This window comes from Sphaerisporangium sp. NPDC005288, assembly GCF_040607475.1.
GTDB lineage: Bacteria > Actinomycetota > Actinomycetes > Streptosporangiales > Streptosporangiaceae > Sphaerisporangium > Sphaerisporangium rhizosphaerae.
Window position 1 is genome coordinate 358,180 of the sequence record NZ_JBEXGT010000002.1, and the last position, 25,726, is coordinate 383,905.

General features: G+C 71.9%; 24 protein-coding genes. 14 read left to right on the forward strand and 10 right to left on the reverse strand.

Annotation, left to right across the window (positions count from 1 at the left end):
- The first annotated feature begins 130 nt into the window (after positions 1–130).
- The gene (locus ABZU32_RS03495; RefSeq protein ID WP_354841897.1) at positions 131–835 is read left to right on the forward strand and encodes an alpha/beta hydrolase; all 705 of its coding nucleotides are present in this window, start codon (positions 131–133) and stop codon (positions 833–835) included.
- A gap of 55 nt (positions 836–890) precedes the next feature.
- Positions 891–1,649, forward strand: a complete 759-nt coding sequence (locus tag ABZU32_RS03500; RefSeq protein ID WP_354916543.1) for an SDR family NAD(P)-dependent oxidoreductase — start codon at positions 891–893, stop codon at positions 1,647–1,649.
- 18 nt (positions 1,650–1,667) lie between these two features.
- Here ABZU32_RS03500 and ABZU32_RS03505 read toward each other — a convergent pair whose 3' ends face one another.
- The 3 genes from ABZU32_RS03505 to mce all read right to left on the reverse strand — a co-directional run bounded on the left by ABZU32_RS03505 (position 1,668) and on the right by mce (position 5,313).
- On the reverse strand, positions 1,668–3,134 hold the full coding sequence (locus ABZU32_RS03505) for an AI-2E family transporter (protein ID WP_354916546.1): 1,467 nt from the start codon (positions 3,132–3,134) through the stop codon (positions 1,668–1,670).
- Between the two features lie 182 nt (positions 3,135–3,316).
- Positions 3,317–4,609 (reverse strand): DivIVA domain-containing protein, encoded by a 1,293-nt coding sequence (locus tag ABZU32_RS03510; protein ID WP_354916549.1) that lies wholly within the window; start codon positions 4,607–4,609, stop codon positions 3,317–3,319.
- A 275-nt stretch (positions 4,610–4,884) separates the two neighbouring features.
- A complete protein-coding gene (gene mce, locus ABZU32_RS03515; protein ID WP_354841907.1) occupies positions 4,885–5,313 on the reverse strand; it encodes a methylmalonyl-CoA epimerase in 429 nt (142 codons plus the stop codon).
- Between the two features lie 188 nt (positions 5,314–5,501).
- On the opposite strand from mce, the gene ABZU32_RS03520 reads away from it, so the two are divergent.
- Positions 5,502–6,689, forward strand: a complete 1,188-nt coding sequence (locus tag ABZU32_RS03520) for an acetyl-CoA C-acetyltransferase (protein WP_354916638.1) — start codon at positions 5,502–5,504, stop codon at positions 6,687–6,689.
- Between the two features lie 305 nt (positions 6,690–6,994).
- Here ABZU32_RS03520 and ABZU32_RS03525 read toward each other — a convergent pair whose 3' ends face one another.
- On the reverse strand, positions 6,995–7,474 hold the full coding sequence (locus tag ABZU32_RS03525) for a MarR family transcriptional regulator (protein ID WP_354916552.1): 480 nt from the start codon (positions 7,472–7,474) through the stop codon (positions 6,995–6,997).
- 109 nt (positions 7,475–7,583) lie between these two features.
- Between ABZU32_RS03525 and ABZU32_RS03530 the strand changes: the two genes are divergently transcribed.
- The gene (locus ABZU32_RS03530) at positions 7,584–8,417 is read left to right on the forward strand and encodes an alpha/beta hydrolase (protein WP_354916641.1); all 834 of its coding nucleotides are present in this window, start codon (positions 7,584–7,586) and stop codon (positions 8,415–8,417) included.
- A 53-nt stretch (positions 8,418–8,470) separates the two neighbouring features.
- A complete protein-coding gene (locus ABZU32_RS03535) occupies positions 8,471–9,583 on the forward strand; it encodes a CapA family protein (RefSeq protein WP_354916555.1) in 1,113 nt (370 codons plus the stop codon).
- A 63-nt stretch (positions 9,584–9,646) separates the two neighbouring features.
- On the opposite strand, the gene ABZU32_RS03540 is transcribed toward ABZU32_RS03535, so the two are convergent.
- Positions 9,647–9,874 (reverse strand): hypothetical protein, encoded by a 228-nt coding sequence (locus ABZU32_RS03540; RefSeq protein ID WP_354916558.1) that lies wholly within the window; start codon positions 9,872–9,874, stop codon positions 9,647–9,649.
- A gap of 178 nt (positions 9,875–10,052) precedes the next feature.
- Here ABZU32_RS03540 and ABZU32_RS03545 point away from each other — a divergent pair, with 178 nt between their 5' ends.
- On the forward strand, positions 10,053–11,324 hold the full coding sequence (locus tag ABZU32_RS03545; RefSeq protein WP_354916561.1) for a histidine kinase: 1,272 nt from the start codon (positions 10,053–10,055) through the stop codon (positions 11,322–11,324).
- Positions 11,321–12,001: a response regulator transcription factor gene (locus ABZU32_RS03550; RefSeq protein ID WP_354916564.1), complete on the forward strand. Its 681-nt coding sequence runs from the start codon at positions 11,321–11,323 to the stop codon at positions 11,999–12,001. The genes ABZU32_RS03545 and ABZU32_RS03550 overlap by 4 nt, the downstream gene beginning before the upstream one ends.
- A gap of 36 nt (positions 12,002–12,037) precedes the next feature.
- On the opposite strand, the gene ABZU32_RS03555 is transcribed toward ABZU32_RS03550, so the two are convergent.
- Both ABZU32_RS03555 and ABZU32_RS03560 read right to left on the reverse strand, forming a co-directional pair.
- Positions 12,038–12,730 carry a DUF4230 domain-containing protein gene (locus ABZU32_RS03555; protein ID WP_354916567.1) on the reverse strand — a complete coding sequence of 231 codons (693 nt, stop codon included), beginning with the start codon at positions 12,728–12,730 and terminating at the stop codon, positions 12,038–12,040.
- 31 nt (positions 12,731–12,761) lie between these two features.
- Positions 12,762–14,246 carry a hypothetical protein gene (locus ABZU32_RS03560; protein ID WP_354916570.1) on the reverse strand — a complete coding sequence of 495 codons (1,485 nt, stop codon included), beginning with the start codon at positions 14,244–14,246 and terminating at the stop codon, positions 12,762–12,764.
- Positions 14,247–14,648: 402 nt separating this feature from the next.
- Between ABZU32_RS03560 and ABZU32_RS03565 the strand changes: the two genes are divergently transcribed.
- On the forward strand, positions 14,649–15,269 hold the full coding sequence (locus ABZU32_RS03565; protein ID WP_354916573.1) for a MarR family transcriptional regulator: 621 nt from the start codon (positions 14,649–14,651) through the stop codon (positions 15,267–15,269).
- A 112-nt stretch (positions 15,270–15,381) separates the two neighbouring features.
- On the opposite strand, the gene ABZU32_RS03570 is transcribed toward ABZU32_RS03565, so the two are convergent.
- Positions 15,382–17,103: a S8 family serine peptidase gene (locus ABZU32_RS03570; protein WP_354916576.1), complete on the reverse strand. Its 1,722-nt coding sequence runs from the start codon at positions 17,101–17,103 to the stop codon at positions 15,382–15,384.
- A gap of 171 nt (positions 17,104–17,274) precedes the next feature.
- Here ABZU32_RS03570 and ABZU32_RS03575 point away from each other — a divergent pair, with 171 nt between their 5' ends.
- Both ABZU32_RS03575 and ABZU32_RS03580 read left to right on the forward strand, forming a co-directional pair.
- Complete coding sequence (locus ABZU32_RS03575; RefSeq protein WP_354916579.1) at positions 17,275–18,234, forward strand: tetratricopeptide repeat protein; 960 nt, start codon at positions 17,275–17,277, stop codon at positions 18,232–18,234.
- Between the two features lie 268 nt (positions 18,235–18,502).
- A complete protein-coding gene (locus ABZU32_RS03580) occupies positions 18,503–19,912 on the forward strand; it encodes an NAD-dependent malic enzyme (protein WP_354841940.1) in 1,410 nt (469 codons plus the stop codon).
- Between the two features lie 154 nt (positions 19,913–20,066).
- Here the strand turns inward: ABZU32_RS03580 and ABZU32_RS03585 are convergent, their stop codons facing one another.
- Positions 20,067–20,831 (reverse strand): hypothetical protein, encoded by a 765-nt coding sequence (locus ABZU32_RS03585; protein ID WP_354916582.1) that lies wholly within the window; start codon positions 20,829–20,831, stop codon positions 20,067–20,069.
- Between the two features lie 177 nt (positions 20,832–21,008).
- Here ABZU32_RS03585 and ABZU32_RS03590 point away from each other — a divergent pair, with 177 nt between their 5' ends.
- Positions 21,009–21,587, forward strand: a complete 579-nt coding sequence (locus ABZU32_RS03590; protein ID WP_354841945.1) for a YqgE/AlgH family protein — start codon at positions 21,009–21,011, stop codon at positions 21,585–21,587.
- On the opposite strand, the gene ABZU32_RS03595 is transcribed toward ABZU32_RS03590, so the two are convergent.
- Complete coding sequence (locus tag ABZU32_RS03595) at positions 21,580–22,296, reverse strand: TetR family transcriptional regulator (protein ID WP_354916585.1); 717 nt, start codon at positions 22,294–22,296, stop codon at positions 21,580–21,582. The two genes, ABZU32_RS03590 and ABZU32_RS03595, sit on opposite strands and share 8 nt — an antisense overlap.
- 136 nt (positions 22,297–22,432) lie before the next feature.
- On the opposite strand from ABZU32_RS03595, the gene ABZU32_RS03600 reads away from it, so the two are divergent.
- The 3 genes from ABZU32_RS03600 to ABZU32_RS03610 all read left to right on the forward strand — a co-directional run bounded on the left by ABZU32_RS03600 (position 22,433) and on the right by ABZU32_RS03610 (position 25,506).
- Entirely contained in the window at positions 22,433–24,004 is a 1,572-nt protein-coding gene (locus ABZU32_RS03600; protein WP_354916588.1) for an MFS transporter, read from the forward strand.
- 96 nt (positions 24,005–24,100) lie between these two features.
- Positions 24,101–24,352, forward strand: coding sequence for a DUF3039 domain-containing protein (locus ABZU32_RS03605; protein WP_354841953.1), 252 nt, complete (start codon positions 24,101–24,103; stop codon positions 24,350–24,352).
- A gap of 257 nt (positions 24,353–24,609) precedes the next feature.
- Positions 24,610–25,506, forward strand: coding sequence for a zinc metalloprotease (locus tag ABZU32_RS03610; protein WP_354916591.1), 897 nt, complete (start codon positions 24,610–24,612; stop codon positions 25,504–25,506).
- The last annotated feature ends 220 nt before the right edge of the window (positions 25,507–25,726 follow it).

The following is a 25,726-nucleotide window of genomic DNA, read 5'->3' on the forward strand; positions in this document are numbered from 1 at the left end:
AGACGCCCCGTTCGTCACGCCCTGTCCGTCACGCACCGCCCGACATGTCCCGCCCGTCACCGCCCCGACGGAGATGCATCGCCCGTCGCCCGCCCGGTCGGCCTTTCGACCGTTACCTGAGGAGTACGCATTGGAGATCCGCTCGTCGACGGTGCTGCCCGCCGTGCGGGAGGACATCGAGCTGCACACGGCCGACGGCCTGACCCTGGTGGGGGAGCTGGCGCTGCCCCCCGAGGGGCGTCCCGCGGCCACGCTCATCTGCCTGCACCCGCTCCCGACGGCCGAGGGCATGATGGACAGCCACGTGCTGCGCAAGGCCTCCTACCGGCTGCCCGCGCTGGCCGGTGTCGCCGTGCTGCGCTTCAACACCCGGGGGACCTCCTCCGCGCGCGGCACGTCGGAGGGCGCCTTCGACGAGGGCGAGGGCGAGCGGTACGACGTGGCCGCCGCGCTGGAGTACGCCGAGTTCCACGACCTGCCCGCTCCCTGGCTGCTCGGCTGGTCGTTCGGCACCGAACTGGCGCTCAAGTGGGGCCACGACCCGCTGGTCCAGGGCGCGATCCTGCTGTCGCCGCCGCTCAAGCGGGCCGGTGACGCCGACCTCGCGGCGTGGGCGGAGTTCGGCCGTCCCCTGGTCGCGCTGGTGCCGGAGTTCGACGACTACCTGCGCCCGGAGGAGGCCCGCCGGCGCTTCGCGGCCGTCCCGCAGGCCGAGGTGGTCGGCGTGGAGGGGGCCAAGCACCTCTGGGTCGGCGAGCCGTACGTGCGCATCGTGCTGGACGAGATCGTCAAGCGGGTCAACCCCTCGGCCTTCCCGCTGCCGACCGAGGCGTGACGCCGGGCGCGCCCGCCCCATAGAATCTTGTTCGGTTCGAGCAGAGGAGGCGGTCGTGCGGGCGTTCGATCTATCAGGGCGGAAGGCGTTCGTGACCGGGGCGTCGCGGGGCATCGGCAGGGCGATCGCCCTGGCCTACGCCGAGGCGGGCGCCGACCTGGTCCTGGTCGCGCGCTCGCCCGAGCCCCTGGCCCAGGTCGCCAAGGAGGTCGAGGCGCTGGGACGGTCGGCGCACGTCATCCCGGCCGACCTGTCCGACCGGGACGCCGCCGCCGCGGCCGTGCGGCAGGCGCTCCAGGCGTTCGGCCACCTGGACATCGTGGTGAACAACGCCGGCGGCTCCAACTTCATCGTCCCGTTCAAGGATCTGCGGCTGTCCGGCTGGGACAAGATCATGAAGCTCAACCTGGACTCGGCGATGGCGGTGTGCCACGCCGTCGCGCCGCACCTGCTGGAGCGCGGGAGCGGCTCGGTGATCAACGTGGCGTCCATCGCCGCCCAGGGCGCCCCGTTCATGGCCCCGTACGCCGCCGCCAAGGCCGGACTGGTGGGGCTCACCAGGACCCTGGCGCTGGAATGGGCCGGCAGCGGGGTGCGGGTCAACGCCCTGTGCCCGGGCTGGACGGCCACCGACCTCAACCGCAGCCTCCGCGAGGACGAGAACGCCGGGCGGGCCATGGTGGCGAACGTCCCCATGGCCCGCTGGGGCACGCCGGAGGAGATGGCCGGGCCTGCGCTGTTCCTCGCCGCGCCCGCCTCCTCCTACATGACCGGGCAGGCGCTCTTCGTCGACGGCGGGCTCACCACCGCCTGAGCCGTCCAGGGGCGGCCGCTACAACCGGGCCTGGCGGGGGAGGACGACCTCCCTGATGATCAGGGCCACCGCGGCCGCCACCGGGATCGCCAGCAGGGCGCCCACCGCGCCGAGCAGCGCGCCCCCGAACAGGGCGGCGATCACCGACACCGCCGGCGCCACGTCGACCGAGCGGCTCATCACGCGCGGGTAGATGACGTAGTTCTCGACCTGCTGGTAGACCACGAAGAAGATCACGCAGGCGATGCCCAGCGGAGCGGACTGCAGGAACCCGACCGCCGACACCAGCACCGCGCCCACCGTCGCGCCGACCAGCGGGATCAGGTCGGTCACGGCGACGACCAGCGCGAGCGCCAGCGCGTACTTGGCCCCGGCGACCGTCAGGAACAGCCACGACAGCCCGCCCGCGATCACCGAGATCAGCACGTTGCCCGCGACGTACCCGCCGATGCCGTCGAGGATCTCATCGCCGATGGCCCGCGTGCGGGGGCGGCGGCTCGACGGCACCAGCAGGAGCAGGTACTCCTTGATCGTCGGCAGCGACCCGAGGAAGTAGAGCGTCAGCACCAGCAGGGTGAAGCCGGAGAAGAACGCGTCCAGCACGACCGCACCCGCGCCCAGGATGCCGCCGGCCACGGTCGCGCCGAGACCTCCGCTGGTGATGTAGCTCTGCAGGTTGGCGAGGATCTGGTAGTCGGCGTCGAGCTGCTTGATCGTCGGGTTGGCCAGCAGGCCCTGCACGTACCCGGGCACCGCCCCGACGAAGTCGCTGGTCTCCTGGCTGACCGGTGGGACGATCGCCAGGCCGAAGAGCGCGAACAGCACGATCACGCCGAGGAACACCAGCGAGATGGCCCACCGCCGGTGCATGCCGCGCCGTTGCAGCGCCTCCACGACGGGGTTCAGCCCCACCGCCAGGAACGCCGCCACCACGATCAGCACGATCACGCTGCGCGAGCTGACCAGCGCCTGCGCCAGCCCCCAGGCCGTGAGCACGCCCAGCGCCGCCGTCAGGCCCCACAGGAACGGGCCCCGGGTGAGCGGCTTGCCCGGCGCGCCGAACGGCAGGTCGGGCCCCGTCATGCCGTCGTCCGCGCCGTCGGCGTCGGCCATCTCGCGTCCTCGACGCCCGGGCGACGCCACGGCCCGCCCCGGCGACCCCATGCCCCGCCCGGGCGCCCCCTCGCGCGCGGAGAACGACTCCCGAGAGAGGGACGACTCCCGCGAGAGGGACGACTCGCGCGCGGAGGACGACTCGCGTGCGGGAACCGACTCGGGCGAGGGGGACGCCGTACGGCGTGGCGGGGCGTACTCGCGTCCCGGGGACGCCATGCTCTGCGCGGACCGTCCCCTGCGGCCGCCGGACGGCGCCGCCGCGGGCATGATGTCGGTCACCTCCGAGGCGTCGGCACGGGCGTCACGCGCGCCCTGGGCCCTCCCTGGAACATCGGACGCCGACCTCGCGTCCGGAGGAAGGTCACGCACGGTCTGCTCCTCGCCGTCGGGGGAAGTCGGGGTCGTGGAAACGGGCGGACAACAAAGGAGAGCCTAGCGACCCGTGATCGCCAGGCTCTCCCACACCGTCCTGCATCCCCTTCGCCGGCCTCGCCCCGCTCGGCGGACTCGGGCGCCTTACCCGAACCGCCGGTCTCGGCCAGGTGGGCTGGTTACTCCTGCCACCACTCGGAGTCGTCCTCGGCCGGGGCCGCGGCGCGCTGAGGAGCGAGGGCCGGGCTCGGCTTCTCGCTCACCGAAGGCGTGGCCGCCAGCGCCGGCTTGGGCGCGGGGGCCGCGACCGCCGGGGCCTCGTCCATGCCCGGCAGGGCGGCGCCGCCGAGGAGCTGGCGGAGCTGGGCGAGGTGGCTGGTGATGCTGTCGCGCTGGCGGGTCAGCTCGTCCACCTGGCGCTGGGCGACGGTCCGGTTGCGCTCGGCCTCGGACTTGGCCTCAGACACGATGGAGTCGGCGCTGGCCTTGGCGTCGGCGACCATCTGGTCGGCGTTCTTGCGCGCGTTGGCGAGCAGCTGCTTGGCGTGGGTGTCGGCCTCGCGGCGGGTCTGCTCGGCCTGCTGGGTGGCCTTGCTGGCGCGCTGCTCGGCGGTGGCGGCCCGCTGCTCGGCCTCGGCCACCATCTTCTGGGTGTTGGCCTGGGCGGTGGCGTGACGCTCGGCCTCCAGCCGCTCGGCCTCCTCGCGGCGGGCGGCGAGCTGGATCTCGAACTCGGCCTCGTCCTGGGCGCGCTTGGCCTCGGACTCCTCCAGGACGCGCTGGGCCTGCGCCCGCATCTCGTCGGCCTGGCGCTTGGCCGTGGTGAGCACCTCGTCGCGCTCGCGCTTGGTGGAGGCGCGCAGCTGGGCGACCTCGCGCTCGGTGGTGGTGCGCAGCTTGGCGATCTCGCGCTCGGCGTCCGCGCGCTTCTCGGCGACCTCGTGGTCGGCCGTGGCGCGGAGCTTGGAGACCTCGCGCTCGGTGGTCGAGGTGAGCTCGTCGGCCTCGCGCTTGGCGGTCGAGCGGATCTCCTCGGCCTCCCGCTCGGCCATGGTGCGCATCTCGTCGGTCTCACGGGTGGCCAGCGCGCGCTTCTCGGCGGCCTCGTGCTCGGCCGCCGCCCGGACGTCCGCCGCGTCCACCTTCGCCGCGGCCTTGATCTCGTTGGCCTCGGCCCGCGCGGCCTGGACGAGCTCGGTGGCCTGCTCCTCCGCGAGACGCAGCAACTGCTCGATGCGGGCGCCGAGACCGGAGTAGGTCGGGCGCTCCTGCTCCTGCAGCTGCCGCTGGGAGTCGGACAGCTCCCGTTGCAAGGCGGAGAGCTGCTCACGAGTCTGCCGCAGGTCGGTGTCGAGCTGCTTGAGGTGGTCGTGAACCTGGTGCCGGTCGTAGCCACGGAGAACCACGTCGAATTCCCGCGTGGGGGCGTCTTCAAAGAAATTGTTCAGCTGGGCGTCGATGTCGGACTGCATGAGGCTCGATCCTGGGTTGTCGAGACGGCTACACGGGCCGGACGGGGGGCGGACATCCGATGCGGGGGCCGGTGCCGGCGGGCGCGCGCGCCCAGGCACTCGCTCGCAAGGGCGCGCTGCCGCTCGCCCCTGATGTCCTCGTGCCCGGCTCGCCCGTCCACGGCGGGTCCACGTACCGGATGGTAGGCCAGCGTACTCCGGTGTTGCCGAATTGGAGGTCCCGTCCGACTTTCTGCGCGACTTGTTACGAATAAGCCATTGTTAAGTTTCGTCAGCTAGGACGGACGAGGAGGGGACTCGACCAGCTCTGTCAAGACTCCTCCCACATCTTTCGGATGAAGAAACGCGATTGACGTGCCCATTGCGCCGTGCCGCGGGTGCAGGTCGATCAAACGCACCCCCGTGGCGCCGATGGCCTCCAGTGCGGCGGTGACATCGCTCACACCATAGGCGACATGATGGATGCCCTCACCCCGCTTGGCCAGGAACTTGCCGACCGGCGTCCCGGCGTGCAGCGGTTCGAGCAGCTGGATGTAGGACCCCCCGCCCTCGCCGTCCGCCACGTGCAACATGGCCTCTTTCACCCCCTGCTCCTCGTTGACCTCCCGGGCGACCACGGTCACGCCGAAGGCCGACTCGTAGAACGCGATCTTCTCCTCGAGATTCTCGCAGGCTATGCCCACGTGGTCGATTCTCAGCAGCATTGCGTGTCCTCCGTCCGTGACCGGCCGCGAAAGCCGGAATGCCCGGCGGGTCTCTCGCGAGCCGCGCGGCGCGCGCTCCGAGAGACCTGCCTTGGGGGCGGGTGGTGCGTCGTAGGTATGGTGGCAAAGTCGCCGAAGACCCCATCATGGAGGCCCTGGTGTCCAGTTCTCCCGCCACCCCGCCCGGCATGTCGCGATCGGTCATCGTCGCGGGGGCCCGCACGCCCATCGGCCGCCTGCTCGGTTCCCTGTCCGGCCTGTCCGCCGTCGAGCTGGGCGGCCTGGCGATCAAGGCGGCCCTGGAGCGTTCCGGCGTGGCGCCCGAGCAGGTCCAGTACGTGATCATGGGCCAGGTGCTGCAGGCGGGGGCCGGCCAGATCCCCTCGCGCCAGGCGGCGGTGAAGGCCGGCATCCCGATGAGCGTGCCGTCACTGACGATCAACAAGGTGTGCCTGTCCGGCCTGGACGCCATCGCGCTGGCCGACCAGCTCATCCGGGCCGGCGAGTTCGACATCGTGGTGGCCGGCGGCATGGAGTCGATGACCAACGCCCCGCACCTGCTCCCCGGCCTGCGCAAGGGCGTCAAGTACGGCGGGGCCGACATCGTCGACGCGATGGCGTTCGACGGGCTCAGGGATGTCTTCGACCAGGTGTCGATGGGGGAGTCCACCGAGCGGCACAACACCCGCCTCGGCATCGGGCGCGAGGAGCAGGACGCCTTCTCGGCGCGCTCCCACCAGCTCGCGGCGGCCGCCGCCAAGGACGGCACGTTCGACGACGAGATCGTCCCGGTGACCCTGCCCCAGCGCAAGGGCGACCCCCTGGTCGTCTCCGCCGACGAGGGCGTGCGCGGCGACACCACCGTGGAGACACTGGCGCGGCTGCGGCCCGCGTTCACCAAGGACGGCACGATCACGGCCGGCTCGGCGTCCCAGATCTCCGACGGCGCCTGCGCGGTCGTGGTGATGTCCCGGGCCAAGGCCGAGGAGCTGGGCCTGACCTGGCTGGCCGAGATCGGCGCGCACGGCAACGTCGCCGGCCCCGACAACTCCCTGCAGTCGCAGCCGGCCAACGCCATCCGCCACGCCCTGGACAAGCAGGGGCTGACCGTGGACGACCTCGACCTCATCGAGATCAACGAGGCGTTCGCGGCGGTCGTGCTCCAGTCCTCCAAGGAGCTCGGCGTGGCCGAGGACAAGGTGAACGTCAACGGCGGCGGCATCGCGCTGGGCCACCCCATCGGCGCCTCGGGCGCGCGCATCGTGCTGGCCCTCGCCCACGAGCTGCGCCGTCGCGGCGGCGGCACGGGCGCGGCCGGCCTGTGCGGCGGCGGCGGCCAGGGCGACGCGCTGATCATCACCGTCCCCGCCTCCTGACCTCCCGTGGACGCGGGCGTCGATCGGCGGCCCGCGCAGGCGTGGGCCGTCCGTCCCATCGGCGCTCGAGGTTCGGCGGTTCTCGATGACCCCGGCCGCTTGAGAGATGGTCCATCTTTAAGGTGTCCTGCCGGGTGCAGTGAATATGGGAGTCAAGTCTCGCGGGTGCGCGCGCATTGCGCGCGGGATGCCGCGCCGGGCCCGTCCTCGCCGTGTTTCCGCGTGTCCGTGTTCGCGCTCCGGTGCGCGCGGCGTGGGCGGCCCCGGCCGCGACGACCGGGGAGTGACCTCCTCGGCGGGGGGCGTCAGGCCTTGCGGGCGGCGTACGCGCTCGCCGAGGCCGTGACTTGGCGCAGGGTGCGCTGGAGGACGGCGATGGTGGCGGCGTCGATGCCCACGGCCTCGCCGATGGCGGCCGGGATATGGCAGACCGCGGCTCCCAGGGCGCGGCCCTCGTCGGTGAGCGCGAGCTCCACCGTGCGCTCGTCGTCGGCCCGGCGCCGCCGGGTGAGCAGGCCCCGCGACTCCAGGCGCTTGAGCAGCGGCGAGACGGTGTTGTAGTCGAGCTGGAGCTGGTCGACGATGTCGCGGATGGTGCTGCCGTCGTGCTGCCAGAGGACGACCATCACCAGATATTGCGGGTAGGTGAGTCCTAGGGGCTCCAGCAGCGGGCGGTAGACGGCGGTGAGGCTGCGCGAGGCCGCGTAGAGGTCGAAGCACAGCAGCTCCGACAGGGCGCCCGGCGCGGTGTCGGCTGGTGCCGGGCCCGGTGTGCCTGGTGTCATGGAAGGAGTTTACGCCAGGCCCGGCGTTCCCGATTATCTCGCGCACGAGGTAATCGTGTACGATGCGATGACAGGCGAATGGAACAGCACCTACCTCGAAGGAAGCGTCATGGCGTACATCACCGTGGGCAACGAGAACTCGACCCCGATCCAGCTCTACTACGAAGACCACGGCTCCGGGCAGCCGGTCGTGCTCATCCACGGGTACCCCCTCGACGGGCACTCCTGGGAGAAGCAGACCGCGGCGCTGCTCAAGGCGGGCTACCGCGTCATCACCTACGACCGCCGCGGCTTCGGCAGGTCCAGCCAGCCCACCGCCGGCTACGACTACGACACCTTCGCCGCCGACCTGGACATCGTGCTCAGTGAGCTCGACCTGGACGACGCCGTGCTCGTCGGCTTCTCGATGGGCACCGGCGAGGTCGGCCGCTACCTCGGCACCTACGGCTCCACGCGGGTGAGCAAGGCCGCCTTCCTGGCCTCGCTCGAGCCGTTCCTGCTCAAGACCGACGACAACCCGACCGGCGTCGACAAGTCGGTCTTCGACGGCATCCTCGCCGCCGTGACCGCCGACCGATACGCCTACTTCGACGCCTTCTACGCCGACTTCTACAACACCGACGAGAACCTCGGCACCCGGCTGAGCGAGGCCGCGCTCAAGGCGAGCTGGAACGTCGCCGCCGGCGCGTCGGCGTACGCCTCGTCGGCCTGCGTGCCCACGTGGCTCACCGACTTCCGCGCCGACATCGCCAAGATCGACGTGCCCACCCTGATCCTGCACGGCACCGCCGACCGCATCCTGCCCATCGACGCCACGGCCCGGCCCTTCCGCCGGCTGCTGCCGCAGGCCACCTACGTGGAGATCGAGGGCGCCCCGCACGGCCTGCTGTGGACCCACGCCGACGAGGTCACCGAGGCCCTGCTGGCCTTCCTCAAGAGCTGACCCGTTCCCAGCGGGAGCCGAGTCGTTCACGCGGCGCGGATAGCATGGAAGACATGCGACGTCGATCTTTGACGTTGTTCCTCTGCGGTGACGTGATGCTCGGCCGGGGCGTCGACCAGATCCTGGACCACCCCGGTGATCCGGCGCTGCGGGAGGCGTCCGTCCGGGACGCGCGCGACTACGTCGGGCTGGCCGAGGCGGTCAACGGCCCGGTTCCCCGCCCCGCCGGTGACCGCTGGCCGTGGGGCGACGCCCTGGCGGTCCTTGAGGAGTCGTCGCCCGGCGTTCGCATCGTGAACCTGGAGACCAGCGTCACGCGCAGCGATGACTTCTGGCCCGGCAAGGCCGTCCACTACCGGATGAATCCCGCCAACCTTTCCTGTCTCGCCGTCGCCCGTCCCGACGTCTGCGCGCTGGCCAACAACCATGTGATGGACTTCGGCCGCAGAGGCCTCGCCGAGACGCTGGACGCCCTGACCGGCGCGGGGTTCCGCGCCGCCGGGGCCGGGCGGGAGATCCGCGAGGCCCGGCGGCCCGTGGTGCTCACCCCGGACGGAAGCGGCCGGGTGCTGGTCTTCTCCTGCGGGATGGAGTCCAGCGGCGTTCCCGCGAGCTGGGCGGCGACCGCCGACCGGTCAGGCGTCGACCTGGTCCCCGAGCCGGCGCACATCGGCACGGCGGAGATCGCCGGTCGGGTGCGCCGGGCCAAGGGCCCCGGTGACCTCGTGGTCGTGTCGTTGCACTGGGGTTCCAACTGGGGCTACCACGTTCCTCCGGCGCAGCGGCGCTTCGCGCACGCGCTGGTGGACGCGGGCGTGGACGTCGTCCATGGGCACTCCTCACACCACCCCCGCCCGGTGGAGGTGTACCGGGACCGGCTCGTCCTGTACGGCTGCGGCGACCTCATCGACGACTACGAGGGCATCGCCGGCTACGAGCGCTACCGGGACGACCTGAGACTGCTGTACCTCGCGTCGCTGGACGCGGACACCGGAAGCCTGCTCGGCCTCACCATGATCCCCATGCGGGCTCGCCGCCTGCGTCTCGACCGCGCCTGCGACCAGGACGCCGAGTGGCTCAGGGCCGTCCTCGATCAGGAGAGCCACGCCTTCGGCGCCGCCGTGGCCCACACCCCGGACGGCACCCTCACCCTTCATTCCCGATAGGCCTGCCTCGCCTCCCGTGCCGCGCGCTCGCCTGATCGTGCATGGCCCCAGCGTGCGGAGCGCTCACGGTGAGCGGGGAGCTGCGGCGATGACGACGATGATCCCGAGCGCGGCCAGCGCCAGGTTGGCGTACAGCTCGTAGCCGGTCAGGAAGCCGATGCGGGGGACCACCACGCGGTTGAAGAAGTTCAGGAAGATCGCCATGAAGGGCTGCACGGCCACCCGGTCGATGGCCCCGCTGATGCCCTCGGCCGCCAGCACCAGCCCGGCCACCTCGATGTTGTTGCGCATGACGGAAAGCTATGGAGCCGCCGGCCCGCCCCGTAACGGCCATGCGGATCGCCGTCCCAGGACCGCCGTATCCGGTCTCGGCGCTCTCTCCGGCGAAAGTCTCGTCCCCGCTGACTTCCGTATCGCCCGGTTCGTGGGGATGGGCGGTGCGCGGGGTCCGGTCGTAGGCTCGCGGCAGATGAACCGATCAGCCATCGCCTCCGCGCCACGGCGGCCCGTCCGCGACGCCCTCGTGGACATCGCCGTCTTCCTGCTGGCGGCGGGCTTCGGCCTGCTGACCATGGCCGAGCGCCTCGACGCGGTCATGCCCTCACCGGCGTGGCTGTTCACCCTCGACCAGGTCATCGGCGCGCTGAGCTGTGCCTCGCTGTGGCTGCGCCGCCGATGGCCGGTGGAGCTGGCGCTGGTGCTGGTCGTCCTGTCGGCGTGGTCGGAGATGGTCGCGGGCGCGATGCTGGTGGCGCTGTTCACCGTCGCCGTTCACCGGCCTCCGCGCGTCTCCGGCGGCGTCTTCGCCCTCAGTCTGGTGTCCGCCCTCATCTACACGTTCCTGCGTCCCGAGCCCGACCTGCCCTTCCCGCTGCTGTTCGTGCTGGGGCTGGCCATCCAGGGCGCGGTGGTGGGCTGGGGACTGTTCATTCACCAGCGGCGCAGCCTGGTGCTGTCGCTGCGCGACCGCGCCGTCCGCGCCGAGACCGAGGCCCACCTGCGCGCCCTGCAGGCCCAGCACCAGGCGCGCGAGGCGATCGCGCGGGAGATCCATGACGTGCTCGGCCACCGGCTGTCGCTGCTGAGCGTCCACGCCGGCGCCCTGGAATACCACCCGGGCGCGTCCCCCGACGACGTCGCCAGGGCGGCCAAGGTCATTCGCGAGAGCGCCCACCAGGCGCTCCAGGACCTGCGCGAGGTCATCGGCGTACTGCGCGCCCCCGTCGGTGAGCTGGCCCCCCTGGGCCTGGCCGACGTGCGCGACCTCGTCGCCGAGTCGCGCCTGGCCGGGATGCGGGTGAAGTTCACCGAGGAGCTGCCGGGCCCGGCCCCCGACCGCGCGGGGCGCACCGCCTACCGCATCGTCCAGGAGGGCCTCACCAATGCCCGTAAGCACGCGGTGGGCGCCGAGGTGCGCGTCCGGGTGCGCGGCGCGCCCGGGCGCGGGCTGGAGGTGGAGATCCGCAACGCCCTTCCGGCGCCGTCCGCGCGACCGGCCCCGTCAGGAGCGGGGCAGGGGCTGGTGGGGCTGGCGGAGCGGGTCGCCCTGGCGGACGGACGGCTGGAGCACGGGCCCGCCCTCGGAGGCGACGGGCGGCTTGAGCATGGGCCAGCCGCCGGAGGACTCGCCGTCGAAGGGCCCGCCGCCGAAGGACCTGCCGCCGACGGTGACCGGCCGCTGGGGCTCCGGGCCACCGGAGGTGACTGGCGGCTGTGGGCCTGGTTACCGTGGCCGCCATGACCTCGATCGAGTCGTCCCCGGTGCGCGTGCTCATCGCCGACGACGATCCCTTGGTACGGGCCGGGCTGGTGATGATGCTGGGCGGCGCCCCCGACATCGCCGTCGTCGGCCAGGCCGGTGACGGCGCGCAGGTGATGCCCCTGGTCGACCGGCACGCTCCCGCGGTGGTGCTGATGGACATCCGCATGCCGGTGATGGACGGGCTGGCCGCCACCAGGGCGCTGCGGGCCCGGCCCATGGCGCCGGAGGTCATCGTCCTGACCACCTTCGACGCCGACGACCACGTGCTCGCCGCACTGCGTGCCGGGGCCGCGGGCTTCCTGCTGAAGGACACTCCGCCCGCCGAGATCGTGGCCGCCGTGCGTCAGGTGGCGCAGGGGCGTCCGGTGCTGTCGCCCGGGGTGACCCGGCGCCTCATCGCCCGGGTGGCCGAATCGGGCCACGACCGGCGGCGTGCCCAGGCCAGGGAGCGCCTGACGTCGCTGAACGACCGTGAACGCCAGGTCGCCCTCGGGGTCGGTCAGGGCAGGTCCAACGCGGAGATCGCCGCCGCGCTCTACCTCGGCGTCCCGACGGTCAAGACCCACGTCTCCGGCATTTTCACCAAGCTGGGCCTGAACAACCGCGTCCAGATCGCGCTCCTCGTCCACGACGCGGGGCTGCTGGACGAGGAGTGAGACCCATGCCGCGGGCTTCGGCGTGTGGCGGCCGGGTCAGGGCTCGTCGGTGTAGGCGACGGTGACCTTGGTGAAGCCCAACGACTTCAGCATGCCCTGCAGCATGAGCTTGGTGTTCTGATCGGCGCGGTTGCGCAGGTCGCTGGCCTGAGCGGCCTCGGCGATCTTCTGCTCGGCCAGGACGTACAGCTCCTGCTGGTTCTGGGGGGAGTTGGAGAGCATCTCCTGCACGCGGTCGAGCAGCCCGCGCTGCTGGGCGTAGACGTAGGACTTCTTGTTGTCCAGGTTCGGCTTCTCCAGTTGCGCGTGCGGGATGCGCACGGTGACCTCGGTGCGGTCCGCGGAGACGGTGATCGCGTCCTTGGGCAGGCGCGAGAAGTCGACGTAGGCGTTCACCCCGCCCGCGCCGACGAACAGCGTGCGCGATCCTTTGACGGCGTCCGGCAGGAACGGCGCGTCCTTCTCCAGGTCCACGATGACCTGGAAGTTGCCGGTGGCGGACTGGAATCGGCTCATGTTCTGGATCGACTGCAGCAGCACCGGCTGGCTGCGGTCGATGGTGGTCTCCCCGAACGGGTTGAGGTACGACCAGGTCAGCTTGGCGCCCACGGTCAGCAGCACGAGCACGGTGAGAACCCCTGCCAGGATGCGCCAGCCGCGGCGGGATCGGCGTGGTGCCGGTTCCGCCGCCTCGGCGGCCGTCCGGGGGGTCGACGTCTGGCGGTTCACGGCCGTTCTCCTTCCCGGGATGCGAGGTTTCTCACCTTGCCGAGGCCACCGACGTCCGTGCGGGCGAAGAAGGACCGGACGAGGAAGGAGTGGACGAGGAAGGACCGGACGTGGAAGGGCCGGGCATGGTCGGGTACGGCGAGCCGGGGACCGGCGACCGGTCGGAGTAGAGCGTGGCGCCGGCCGGCCCGGCGGGCGGAGTGGCGTCCCCGCCGCGTGACATCCGCCGCGTCGCCGCCCCGCCGCCGCCGTCGCCGCCGTCCCTGCCGTCCCTGCCGTCCCCGCCGGGAACGGCCGGCGTGCCGCCACCGCCCGCGACGGCCGCCCCGCCGCCGCCGAAGTGCGACGCCTTCAGCCGGCAGGTGGCGAAGTCGGTGTAGAACATGCGCAACCAGTCGCGGCGCTGGCTCTCGCTGAGCGCGGAGAACCACGCGGCGGCCGCTTGATGGCCCGGCAGCGGCCCACTCGGCAGCGGCTCGCCGCGCAGCCAGGCGCTCACGATGGCCCGGTAGCCGTCGGCGCGGGCCTCGCCGCACCGCGGGGCCAGGCGCTCGACGAACTCCGCCGCGGCCCTCGACGCGTAGCCGGGGGTGAGGTCGTCCACATGGATGGCGACCGCGCCGGCCGCGCCCCCGGGGGCCGGGCGGACGTCGTCACGCGGTCGCTGCTCGACCCGGGAGAAGGCGGCGGGCGTGCCGGTGAGCCGGGCGGCGATCGTGGTGAAGGCGGCTCCCAGCTCGGTCAGGCCGCTGCGCATGCCGGGGTGGACGCACACCGTGATCGGCCACTCCTGGCAGCTGTAGACCATCGTCTCGGTGGCGGCGACGGCCTGCGGCTCGCCGAGGACCCGTGCCATGCCCGTGCCCGCCGCGAGCACCGCCAGCAGCGCGAAGGCCAGCGCGAGCGCCCTGCGGGTCACAACGGTGGTCCAGATGAGCAGCAGGGCGGTGGTCAGCCCGAGCAGCCACAATGACTGGTCGGCGAACGCCGCGCGGCTCAGCCCCTCCAACGGGTCGTACGGCTCGGGCGTGGCGGGCGCGAGCTTGACGATCCAGCCCGACCCCGCCGACAGCGACGCGAACAACGCGTAGCTGCCGACGCCCGCCGCGAACGGGGCGAGCGCCCAGGGCGCGGCCCAGCCCGTGACCCAGCCGATCACCGCGTACAGCGCGAGACCTGCGGCGCCCACGGCGAGGCCGCTCGGCGCCAGGTGGCCGGCCTGCTCGGTGAGGACGGCCTTCATGGCGAGCATGGTGACGGTGGCGCCGAACGCGCCCACCACGACCGCCAGCACCGCCAGCGGCGCGCGCAGCACCCGCCAGCCGCCCGGCAGCCGGCCGCGGGCGGCGCGGCGCTTGCGCACGGCGACCCACGCGGCGAACGCGGCGGCCACCGGCCCGGTCAGCCGGAGCGACCCGATGACCGCGACGACGATGTTCTCCCATGCGGAAATGCCCGGTACAAGGACGCTCCACGCCGCGAGCAGGCCCAGCGCGAGCAGCATCCCTACCGCCACCAGCGCGCTGTGCTTCAGCTCTTCGCGCGAAACGCCCCTTTGCTCAAGCACGGCCCCGCGCGGGCCGGAGACCCGGCCGCGCGGCCCGTGCCGTCGCGCACATGCTCTTCATTTGAAAAACCCCCGTGCCTGGATGAGCGGCGCGTTTCGGCACCGGTGCCGGCCCCTTGGCACCCGGCACCCGACCCTGCTCGCCACGCCGCACACCCGCGGGGATCGCGTAGCCGCGCCTCGCGTCGTACGGCGCGGCTTTTCCCCTTGCTTTGGGTCGGGCTTTGCCGCGCCTCACCTCTTGACATGCACACCATAACGGAGCGTGATGTTTGGCGTCCCGGTTCTTGGGCATGCCATGGAACTCAGTGACCCTGCGTCAATGGCGGCGACAGGCGCTAGCGTAGCGTTGTGTCCATCGGTGTACCGAAGCCGCTTAACCTGCCGTTCGACCCCATCGAGCGTGCCGCTGAGACCTGGCGCGTCCGTTTCGGGCCGTCCTCCGCCATGGCCGCCGTCACATCGATCATGAGAGCGCACCAGATCCTCATCGGGCAACTGGACACGCTGCTCAGGCCGCACGACTTGACCTTCGCGCGCTACGAGGCGCTGGTCCTGCTCACCTTCAGCAGGACCGGCGCGCTGTCGCTGTCGCGCATCGGCGAGCGGCTCATGGTCCACCCGACGAGCGTGACCAACACCATCGACCGGCTCGAGCGCGCGGGGCTGGTCCGCCGCATGCGCAACCCCAAGGACGGCCGCGGCGTCCTGGCCGAGATCACGGCCAAGGGACGCGAGGTGGTCGAGCGGGCGACCGCCGATCTGATGGGCGCCGACTTCTGCATGACGATGTACGGCGACGGCGAGAAGACCGAGATCTTCGGCCTGCTGCGCACCATGCGCGTGGCCGCCGGCGACTTCCCCGCCTTCGAGGAGGAGGACGAGGTGCTGGTGCCGGGGCGGTCCGGCGCCGGACCGGCGCGCCGCGGCGGCGACGCGAAGAGGCCCGCCCCGAAGGACGGGCCCCTGTGAACCGGCTGACGCCGGGCGTGCCGTCACCCGTGCGGCCCCATGGCGGGGGGCGATCTACGGGCGTGGCGCTCCAGCTCCCGCTCTAGCTCTAGCGCTGGTTCTGGTTCCGGCTCTAGCGGCCGACGGCGCGCAGGGCGTCGACGATGCCCTTGCCGTAGAAGCCGTTGGACGCCGTGGTGCCCTCGCACACGTGGGTGGCGGTCACCGTGCTGCCGGTCGGCAGGATGCGGGTGTAGGTGTAGGCGGGCGGGTTCGGGCAGGCCGTCTTGGTGGCGGTCGCCTTCAGGATGCTCTCGACCAGGTCGGGCGAGAGGGTCTTGCCGCCGTTGCGGAAGTCCCGGTGGCCGTACTTGCTGACGATCAGCGCCGCGACGCCGACCGCGCGGGGCGAGGCCATCGAGGTGCCCTGCAGGTACTGGTAGTACGCGCAGGTGGCGCCGGCGCAGTCCTTGACGACGTAGTTCACGGTCGGGTTCCCGTCGGCGTCGATCTCACCGTTGGCCACGGCGAGCGACTTGGGATAGGCCGACAGCGTCGCCTTGGTGATGTCGCGGGTGTTGTCCGGGGTGTCGTAGACGTCGCCACCGGGGGAGGCCACGTCGATGTACCCGTTGCCGTGGTCGGAGTAGTACGCCTTGCGCTTGCTGATGCCGGTGGAGGACACCGAGATCACGTGCTGGCCCTCGCTCGGCATCGAGACGCAGCTCGGGGGGATGGTGCGGGTGCGGGGCGCCTCGCCGGGCACGTCGGCGAAGTCCGGGCTGGTGGCGTCGACGAACGTCTTGGTGTAGTCGCTGGCCTGGTTGCCGGCCGCGGAGATCAGCGTCACGCCGCGCCGGTGGGCGTAGTCCAGGGCCCGCTGGGTGGCCTTGATGATCGTCGCCTGCTCCATCTGGTCGGAGGGCGAGTCGGCCGGGTTGTCGACGCAGTTGAACAGCCACGGGTCGATGTAGTAGCTCATGTTGACCACGTCGACGCCGATGTCGCCCGCGTACGTCAGGGCGTCCACGGTGGGTTGCAGGAAGAAGTAGCCGGAGTCCTGGCCCGCGCGCAGGTTCACCAGCGTGACCTTGGGGGCCACGCCCGCGATGCCCAGCTTGTTGATCGGCGAGGCGATCGAGGAGGCCACGTGCGTGCCGTGCCCGTCCTCGTCCACGTCGTTGGGGTCGTTGCAGGACTTGTCGGGCTCGTCCTCACAGGGGCCGTCGATCGGCTCGCCGTTGGCGTCGGCGGGGACGTCGACGGTGAAGTTGCGGCTCAGCGCCTTGTCGAAGTTCGGGGCGATGTCGGGGTGGGAGCCGTCGATTCCCGTGTCGAGCACGCCGACCAGGACCTTGGGGTCGCCCTGCTCGTACTTGTGCGCCTCTTCGGCGTGGATCTGCTTCATGTCCCACTGCAGGTCCGAGAGCGGCTCGGCCTTCACCGCATGGCCGTGCTTGAACGGCCCGCCGCCGCGGCCCTCCTTCTCGACGGCCTTGGCGTCCTTGGCCGCCCGCCCGGTGAGGGCGGTCCTGGCGGCGCTCTTGGGAACGCTGCCGACGGCGCGGTCGCGGGCCACGCCCTCGATCGCGGCGGAGCTCGTCACCGCGGAGACGAAGCCGGCGTTCGTGGTCGTGACCGTGGCCAGGCCCACGGCCTGGTTCACCTTGACCACGCTGCCGCCCGCGGCCTCGACGGCCTTCTGGGCGTCCGCCGGCGCGACGCCTTCCTTGTACAGGACGACGTACTGGGTCGCCGTCGCGGGTTCGGCCGTCGTTCGGACGGCCTGCGCCGGGAACGCCAGGGTCGCGGCGATCACGGCTGCTGCGGCGGAAACGACGATGACGCGTCTCACACCCACCTCCAAGTGAGCTGAATTCATGCCGACAGCCATCGTTCGGGATATCCGTGATTTATGACAGATCCGTGCGAATTCGCGATAAAGGCGTGACATAACGGGGCCGAGTCTTCCGAGGGGTGCGCCCGCCGACCATGAGCACACGCCGGATGCGGCAGGATTGGACGTATGAGCCCAGCGGACTTCACTCGACCGGCTTCGTTGCAGGGGGCCGTGGATCTCGGTGCGCGCAAGCAGGCGCTCGAAGCCCAGGCCCGTCGCGAGGCGGCGGCGCAACAGGCCGCCGCGGGAGGCGCCCCCGCGGCGCCGGCGGCCGGCACGGTCATCGACGTCACCGACGAGACCTTCGCCACCGACGTCATCGAGCGCTCCATGCGCACCCCGGTCATCCTCGACCTGTGGGCCACCTGGTGCGAGCCGTGCAAGCAGCTCAGCCCGATCCTTGAGAAGCTGGCCGCCGAGGCCGCCGGCCGCTGGGTGCTGGCCAAGGTGGACGTCGACGCCAGCCCCCAGATCAGCGGCGCGCTCCAGGTGCAGAGCATCCCCACCGTCCTGGCCGTCTTCCAGGGCCAGGCGGTGACCGGCTTCCAGGGCGCGCTGCCCGAGGCGCAGGTGCGCCAGTGGCTCGACCAGCTCATGCAGGCGCTCGCCCAGTACCTCCCGCCCACCCCGGACGCCCCTCAGGACGAGCAGGGCGCGGAGCCCCAGCCGCAGACCGACCCCGACCTGCTCGCGGCCGAGAAGGCCATCGAAGAGGGTGACCTCGACGCGGCGGCGGCGGCCTACGAGCGGCTGCTCGCCCGCTCGCCGGCCGACCCGGACGCCAAGATCGGCCTGGCCGGCGTAGGGCTGGTCCGCCGCACGCAGGACCTGGACGCCGGCGCGGTCCTCCGGCGGGCCGCCGAGAACCCGTCCGACGTCGAGCTCCAGAGCCAGGCGGCCGACATCGAGATGCTCAGTGGCCAGGTCGACGAGGCCTTCGAGCGGCTGGTCCAGACCGTCCGCCGCACCTCGGGCGACGACCGCGACCGCGTCCGCCGCCACCTCCTCGGCCTGTTCGACGCCCTCCCCGCGAGCGACCCCTCCGTCGCCAAAGCCCGCCGCAGCCTCGCCAGCGCCCTCTTCTGACCCCTCGCCCCCCTCAAGGCACCCCGACCCCTCCCGGGCCCGTCAAGCCATTCCCGCGGATCGGCCACACGGCCCCGCTCGGGGCGCCGCCTCAAGGGCGCCCCGAGCCCGCCGAGCGCAGCGAGGCAAAGAAGCACAGCATGAGGCGGAACAACCTGCTCGGGTCTGGCACGATGGATGTCCCGGAAGGGGAGCAGGCGAGCCGGGATGCACCAACAGCGGCACCCGAGCGAGCGCGACCACCACACCCGCAAAGGAGCGGATCGACGTGGCCACCGTGCCGAGCGTGTCGTACTCCATCACCGTCCGTCTTGAGGTCCCGGCGGGCGGTAAGGCCGTCAGTCAGCTCACCCATGCCGTGGAGACCGCCGGCGGCGTGGTGACCGCCCTTGACGTGACCAACGCCGGTCACGAGAAGCTGCGCATCGACGTGACCTGCGCGGCCAAGGACACCGACCACGCGCAGACGATCGTCGACAGCCTGGACGCCGTCGAGGGCGTCGTCATCCACAAGGTCAGCGACCGCACGTTCCTCATGCACCTCGGCGGCAAGATCGAGATGCAGTCGAAGGTGCCGCTGCGCAACCGCGACGAGCTGTCGATGGCCTACACGCCGGGCGTGGCCCGGGTGTCGCTCGCCATCGCCCGCAACCCCGAGGACGCCCGCCGCCTGACCATCAAGCGCAACACCGTCGCGGTGGTCACCGACGGCTCGGCCGTGCTGGGCCTGGGCAACATCGGGCCGGCGGCGGCGCTGCCGGTCATGGAGGGCAAGGCGGCCCTGTTCAAGCGGTTCGCGGGCATCGACGCCTGGCCCATCTGCCTGGACACCCAGGACGTCGACAAGATCGTCGAAGTGGTCCAGGCCATCGCCCCCGGGTTCGGCGGCATCAACCTGGAGGACATCTCGGCGCCGCGCTGCTTCGAGGTGGAGCGGCGGCTGCGCGACCTGCTGGACATCCCGGTCTTCCACGACGACCAGCACGGCACCGCCATCTGCGTGCTGGCCGCGCTCACGAACGCGCTGCGCGTCGTCGGCAAGTCGCTGCCGGACGTGAAGATCGCGATGGCGGGCGCAGGGGCGGCGGGCACGGCGGTGCTGCGCCTGCTGATGGCCGCGGGCGCGCGCAACGTCGTCGTCTGCGACTACCTCGGGGCCGTGCACCAGGGCCGTGACGACCTGGACGCGTCGCTGCGGTGGATCGCCGAGAACACCAACGCCGAGGGGTACGCGGGCGACCTGCGCGGGGCGGTCAAGGGCGCCGACGTCTTCATCGGGGTCTCGGCGCCGGGCATCCTGACCGGCGACGACATCGCCGCCATGGCCGACCGCGCCGTGGTGTTCGCCCTGGCCAACCCCGAGCCGGAGGTCTCGCCGGACGACGCCCGCGAGCACGCGGCCGTCGTGGCCACCGGCCGCTCGGACTACCCGAACCAGATCAACAACGTGCTGGCCTTCCCGGGCGTGTTCCGCGGCCTGCTGGACGCGCAGTCGCGCATGGTCACCGAGGGCATGCTGCTGGCGGCGGCCAACGCCCTGGCCAACGTCGTGGCGGTGGAGGAGCTCGGCCCGAACTACATCATCCCGAGCGTGTTCCACCCCGATGTCGCCACCGCGGTCGCCGCGGCCGTCCGCGAGTCGGCCGGCGGCCGGGCACGAGGCTTCACCGAGGCGTGACGCCGAGGACCCACGCCGACCCGCGCCCGTGGCGTTGTGAAGGCGTGGGCCGTCACCCTGACGTGAGGGCGTGGGCGCCACTCCGGACTTGAGGGCGTAGGCCATCACCCCGACGTGGGGCGCGGGCCGTCAGCGGGGTGTGCTGGCGCCGGCGTCAGCTTGGCGTGAGCGGGCGGCGGCCGGTGGCGTAGAGGGGGCGGGGGCGCAGCAGGGGCTCGACGGGGGTGCGGCGGGGCCAGATGACCGCGATGCCCCACAGCATGCCGCCGAAGATGACCATGCCGACGGCGGTGGCCATCTTGCCGTACAGGTCGGCGGGCGGGCCGGTGTAGGGAAGGCGGTCGATGCCCTGTCGGCGCAGCAGCGGGTTGTACCGGTGGGCGCGCAGGCCGTTGACGTGCCGCGCGCCGTGCTCGCCGCTGGAGTGGGAGGCGCTGTCGCCGTCGCTCTCGCTGTAGACGCTCTCGCGGTACTCGCCGTAGGACTCCTGCGAGTCACGGGAGGCCGGGGTGGCCGTCGAGCCGGTGGAGCCGGTCGGGGTGTCGTCCTCGCAGCCGGAGTAGACGCGGAAGGTCGTGGTGCCCTGGCCCTGGATGGTGACGGTGACCCGTTCGCTGGTGCGCGGTTCGAGGTAGACCGGGATGTTGCGCTGGACGCCGGGCCAGAGCACGCCGTTGCGCACCAGCGAACCGCCTCGGTAGACGGAGTACTCCACGACGTCGCGGTGGCGGGGGGCGGTCATGATGACGTCGGCCCGCCCGGACGGGCATTCGACCTTGGACATGGTCACCTCGACGCGCCCGTCGCGAAGATCGCGCGCCTCACGCCCGGTGACGCCCGCGGCGTACGAGGCTCCGGCGGCCGGGACGCCGGCGGCCACGCCCGCCGCCACGAGAGCCAGCATCATGAGGCGGTACATGAGGCCCCTTCCTTTCCTCCCGTGCGCGGTGTTCGCGAGCCGATCGGATCCTCCAGTCATCGATACTACATACCGACAGTGCCCGGTTGAGCGCGTTGAGTAACATATCGCGAGGTGGCGGCCCTGTCTGCCCGGGGGCGGGCGCGCGTTCCCCACATCACGCGTCATGATGGATGCATGGCGGAGGCGATCTACGTCGGCGGGCTCCTCGTGGCGACGCCACTGCTTGACGACCCGAACTTCCGGCGCGGCGTCGTGCTGATCCTCGAGCACGACGAGGACGGCGGCACCCTCGGCGTCATGCTGAACCGGCCGAGCGAGGTCACCGTGACGCAGGTGCTCCCTTCCTGGGACTCTCTGGTGTCCGGCCCTCCGGTGCTCTTCGAGGGCGGGCCGGTGCAGACCGACAGCGCGCTGGCCCTGGCCTCGGTGCCGAGCGGGCAGGAGCCGCTCGGCTGGCGCAGGCTGCACGCGGGCTCGTCGGCCGTCTCCAAGCTCGGCACGGTCGATCTGGACGCGCCTCCGGAGATCCTCGCGGGCGAGATCACGCAGATGCGCATCTTCGCCGGGTACGCCGGCTGGACGGCGGGCCAGTTGGAGAGCGAGATCCGCGAGGGCTCGTGGTACGTCGTCGAGGCCGAACCAGGCGACACCTTCGACTCGCGGCCGGCCAACCTGTGGCGGTCGGTGCTGCGGCGTCAGCCGGGCGAGCTGGCGTTCGTGGCGACCTGCCCGGACGACCCCAAGCTCAACTGACCGCGGCCGCGGGCGGCTCGGCGCCCGGGTCCTCGCCCGCGCACGGCTCGCGGCCGGTGCGGTGGCCGGAGGGCGGTGCTGCCGACGGTGCCGCAGGCGGGCGGTCCCAGCCGGGACGCAGCGCCTGCTCGGCCAGGTCCAGCGCGTGGTCGACGTTGGCGACCAGGCTGTGGAGATAGCTGTCGTCGTCCACCGAGCAGTCCATCCCGACGCGGACGGCCGAGGTGGCGAAGGCCACCAGCAGCCGGGGGCGCGGGTCGGTGGCGGGGTCGGTGCCCTGGCGCCTGGCGATCTCGACGGTGAGCTTCTGCTCGATGTCGGCCATGCGGGCGAAGCTCGTGCACAGCAGCGCCGGGTTGGCGTCGACGACGCGGCGGTGGCGCAGGAAGCGCTCGGTCTCCTCGGCGGCGTCGCTCTCCATGGCGTGGACGAATTCGCGGAAGGCGCGGGTGAGGGCGGTGAACGGCGGCTCGTCCTCGGGCCGGGCGGCGAGGGCGGCGTTGATGCGCTCGTCGTACTCGAGGGTGAAGTCCAGGGCCAGGTCTTCCTTGCTGCCGAAGTAGCGGAAGAACGTGCGCGGGGAGACCTCCACCGCGGCGGCGATCTGGTCGACGGTCGTGGCCTCGTACCCCTGGGCGAGGAACAGCCGGAAGCCCGCGTCTATCAGCGCCAGCCGGGTCTGGTGCTTCTTGCGCTCCCGAAGACCCATGCCGGTCACCTCCTCGAAATGTTCACTTCACATTGTGCCACAAGTCATGATCTGTCGTATAAAACCGTTTGTCATCTGTCATGGTCTGCCATAAATTACTAGAAGTCGACTAATCTTTCGAAACGGGGGATCTTCCATGGCACAAGCGCTGGCCGCGCCCGCGGACGCGCCGGTCCGACGCGGGCACGGCCATCCTTGGCTCACATTGCTCGCCGTCGCGCTCGGCGTGATCATGGTGATGCTCGACGGCACGGTGGTCTCCATCGCCAACCCGGTGATCGGCAAGGACCTCGGGGCGTCCCTGTCGGACCTGCAGTGGATCACCAGCGGCTACCTGCTCGCCCTGGCCGTCTTCCTCATCACCGCCGGCAAGCTGGGCGACCTCTTCGGCCACAAGCGGGTCTTCCTGGTGGGCATCGCCGGCTTCGCCCTCACCTCGCTCGCCATCGGCCTCACCTCCTCCATCGGCGTCCTGATCGCCCTGCGGGTGCTCCAGGGCCTGTTCGGGGCGCTGCTCCAGCCGGCCGCCCTCGCCCTGCTGCGCGCCGCCTTCCCCGCCGAGCGCCTGAACATGGCCATCGGCATCTGGGGCGCGGCGATCGGCGTCTCCAGCGCCGCGGGCCCGATCATCGGCGGCCTGCTCGTCGAGAACGTGAGCTGGCAGTCGGTCTTCTTCATCAACGTGCCGGTCGGCGTGGTCGCGCTGCTGGTCGGGCTGTGGGTCATCAAGGAGAGCAGGTCCGAAGCGCTGTCCAAGGTGGACGTCCCCGGCGTGGTGCTCCTGTCCGGCGCGATGTTCTGCCTGGTGTGGGCCATCATCAAGGCGCCCGGCTACGGCTGGGGAGACGCCCGGACGATCGGGTTCTTCGCCGGCGCCGTCGTGCTGGGCGCCGCCTTCGTGTTCTGGCAGACCCGGGCCACCGAGCCCCTGCTGCCGCTCACCCTGTTCCGCAACGCGTCGGTCTCCATCGGCACCGTCCTGATGGTGCTCATGGCCTTCTCCATGTTCGGCGCGATGTTCTTCCTGACCTTCTACTTCCAGGGCGTGCACGGGCTGTCCCCGCTGGAGTCGGGCATGCGCATGCTGCCGATGAGCGCCGGCATGATCGTCGCCTCCCCGCTGGCGGGCGCGGCGCTGAGCAGGTTCGGGCCCAAGGTGCCGATCGCCATCGGCATGCTGATCACCGCGATCTCGATGTTCCTGCTCTCGCGCCTCGGGCTGGAGGCCGGCTACCTCGACACCGCCGTCCCCTTTGCGCTGCTCGCGTTCGGCCTGTCGCCGGTCATGGTCGGGGCGACCGAGGTCATCGTCGGCAACTCGCCCGAGGAGTACAGCGGCGTCGCCGGAGGCATGCAGCAGTCGGCCATGCAGGTGGGCGGGTCCCTCGGCACCGCGGTGCTCGGCGCGCTGATCACCGCCCGCGTGGCGGACGTCCTGCCGGGCAATCTCGCCGCCGCGCACATCCCCGCGACCCCCGCGCAGGTCGAGGCGATGAAGAACCTCGTCGCGATCGGGGTCGCTCCGGTGCAGCCGGGCACGCCCAAGCCGATCGCCGACGCGCTGACGCACGCGGCGCACAGCTCCTTCCTTTCGGGCATGCACTTCGGCTTCACCGTGAGCGTCATCGTCGCCGTCCTGGCCGCGATCCTCGCCCTGTTCGTCCGGGCCGGGCGCAAGACCTACGACGCCGCCGTCCACGTGGGCTGAGGCCCGGTCCCGGCCGGCCCGCGCCGCGAGCGAGGGCCGGCCGGAACACGGGTTCGTCCGCCGCGCCGCTCCCCGGCGCACGTAGACTCGGATGTCGTGAGCACGAAGATCCTTCCCGAGAGCGAAGTACGGCCGAACCTCTCGCACGGCGACGAGGGAGACCACGAGCGCTTCTCGCACTACGCGGACAAGAACAAGATCACCGAGAGCATGGTGACCGGCACGCCGATCCGGGCGCTCTGCGGCAAGGTCTGGGTCCCGAGCCGTGATCCCAAGAAGTACCCGGTGTGCCCCGAGTGCAAGGAGATCTACGAAGGTCTTCCCCTGGGCGGCGGCCCCAAAGAGTGACCCCGCGAGGCCGCGCGTCCGCGTCCTCGTACCTCGCGCCGGGCGATGAGCCGTCCAGGCTCGCGCGCGACGGCTCCGTGACGCCGTAACGCACGTCCGGGTGGGCGGGTGAGCCGTTCATGCTCGGGCGGGCGAGCCTGAGTGAACCCTTGGCCGGGGAGCGAGTGTTGCTCCCCGGCGATCGGCGCGGCGGCGGCTAGCGTCAGCACTCTGACCTGATCGAACCGGGGGAGTGCATGGTGCGGCGCACGGTTGCCGTGTCTCTGGGGTCTCTGGCGTCTCTGGCGTGCCTGTTCACGATCGCGGGCGCGCCCGGCGTGCCGGCCCGTGCCGCCGCAGCGCGCCCGTGCGGCGGGCACGCGGGTCCCCCGCGCATGGACGGGCGCGGCCCGGAGCCGTACGCGCCCGACCGCCGGGACACCGAGCGCATGCTCTCGGAGATGCGGCGCCGGCTCGGCGCCCTGCGTCCCGGTCTCCGGGCCCACACGGTCACCGTCCCCTTGTGGGTCCATGTGATCACCGACGGGCAGGCGGGCGCCCCGGAGGCCGCCGTCACGGCCCAGGTCGAGACGCTGAACGCCGCCTACGGAGGACGGCTCGGCGGCGCCGACACCGGCGTGCGGTTCGCGCTGCGCGGCGTCACGCGTACCGACAACCAGGTGTGGTTCCACCAGCCGCTCGCCAACGAGGCCGCCATGAAGCAGCGGCTGCGCAAGGGCGGCGCCGAGACGCTGAACCTCTACGTCGCCCAGTTCGGCGAACTGGTGCTCGGCTATGCCACCTATCCGCACTGGTACCAGAACAACCCCAAGTTGGACGGCGTCGTGGTCGACTGGCGCAGCCTGCCCGGCGGCAGCTTGCGCGACTTCGGCAAGGGGTACACCGCGGTGCACGAGATCGGCCACTGGCTCGGGTTGTTGCACACCTTCGAGAACGGCTGCGGCTCGCCCGGGGACTCGGTCGACGACACCCCGCCCGAGGCCACCTCGACCCAGGGGTGCCCCGATCGCAAGGACACCTGCCCCGACCTCGGTGACGACCCGGTGCACAACTACATGGACTACTCCCACGACCGCTGCATGTCGGAGTTCACCGCCGGCCAGGCCGCCCGCATGCGCGACATGTGGACCGCCTACCGCGTCCCCACCCCCTGACCGCCTACCGCGTCCCCGCCTCTGTCCCCGCCCCTGACCGCCTACCGCGTCCCACCCCCTGGCCGCCTGCCGCGTCCCCGCCCCCTGGCCGCCGCGCGCCGGATCGCCGTTCCCGCGGTGGTGTCAGGAACCCGGTGACCTCGCGGCCCTGACGCCGGATCGCCCGCGCTTCGGTGCGCCCCCACATCCGCCCGGGCCGGTCTCCGGCGGGGCGTCCGGA

Bases quoted from the DNA above. Each gene is read 5' to 3' on its own strand.
- ABZU32_RS03510 (WP_354916549.1), bottom strand. From the start codon at position 4,609: ATGCAGTCCGACATCGACGCCCAGCTGAACAATTTCTTTGAAGACGCC.
- mce (WP_354841907.1), bottom strand. From the start codon at position 5,313: ATGCTGCTGAGAATCGACCACGTGGGCATAGCCTGCGAGAATCTCGAG.
- ABZU32_RS03520 (WP_354916638.1), top strand. From the start codon at position 5,502: ATGTCGCGATCGGTCATCGTCGCGGGGGCCCGCACGCCCATCGGCCGC.
- ABZU32_RS03525 (WP_354916552.1), bottom strand. From the start codon at position 7,474: ATGACACCAGGCACACCGGGCCCGGCACCAGCCGACACCGCGCCGGGC.
- ABZU32_RS03530 (WP_354916641.1), top strand. From the start codon at position 7,584: ATGGCGTACATCACCGTGGGCAACGAGAACTCGACCCCGATCCAGCTC.
- ABZU32_RS03535 (WP_354916555.1), top strand. From the start codon at position 8,471: ATGCGACGTCGATCTTTGACGTTGTTCCTCTGCGGTGACGTGATGCTC.
- ABZU32_RS03540 (WP_354916558.1), bottom strand. From the start codon at position 9,874: ATGCGCAACAACATCGAGGTGGCCGGGCTGGTGCTGGCGGCCGAGGGC.
- ABZU32_RS03545 (WP_354916561.1), top strand. From the start codon at position 10,053: ATGAACCGATCAGCCATCGCCTCCGCGCCACGGCGGCCCGTCCGCGAC.
- ABZU32_RS03550 (WP_354916564.1), top strand. From the start codon at position 11,321: ATGACCTCGATCGAGTCGTCCCCGGTGCGCGTGCTCATCGCCGACGAC.
- ABZU32_RS03575 (WP_354916579.1), top strand. From the start codon at position 17,275: ATGAGCCCAGCGGACTTCACTCGACCGGCTTCGTTGCAGGGGGCCGTG.
- ABZU32_RS03585 (WP_354916582.1), bottom strand. From the start codon at position 20,831: ATGTACCGCCTCATGATGCTGGCTCTCGTGGCGGCGGGCGTGGCCGCC.
- ABZU32_RS03590 (WP_354841945.1), top strand. From the start codon at position 21,009: ATGGCGGAGGCGATCTACGTCGGCGGGCTCCTCGTGGCGACGCCACTG.
- ABZU32_RS03595 (WP_354916585.1), bottom strand. From the start codon at position 22,296: ATGGGTCTTCGGGAGCGCAAGAAGCACCAGACCCGGCTGGCGCTGATA.
- ABZU32_RS03600 (WP_354916588.1), top strand. From the start codon at position 22,433: ATGGCACAAGCGCTGGCCGCGCCCGCGGACGCGCCGGTCCGACGCGGG.